The 205-nt window shown below is 52.7% G+C and carries 1 protein-coding gene; it reads left to right on the forward strand.

Features of this window, described 5'->3' with window-relative positions; translation table 11 throughout:
* Positions 1-205: hypothetical protein (locus GBI66_RS19635; RefSeq protein ID WP_171494367.1), on the forward strand; the 205-nt coding region annotated here is incomplete at both ends.

The following is a 205-nucleotide window of genomic DNA, read 5'->3' on the forward strand; positions in this document are numbered from 1 at the left end:
GATTGAATGCGGCAGAGTCAGGTGGCAATGTAACCATCACAGGTACCTTGACTGGTGTTCCTGCTGATGCAGCGACCAGTGCTGTGACCTTGTTGATCAATGGCGTGACCTATACAGCGACCGTTGAGCCAGCAACAGGCAACTGGAGCGCGAGTGTTGCAGGTAGTGACCTGTTGGCGGATGGTGATAAAACCATTGATGCAAC

The organism is Acinetobacter sp. TUM15071 (assembly GCF_008980925.1).
Lineage (GTDB): Bacteria > Pseudomonadota > Gammaproteobacteria > Pseudomonadales > Moraxellaceae > Acinetobacter > Acinetobacter dispersus.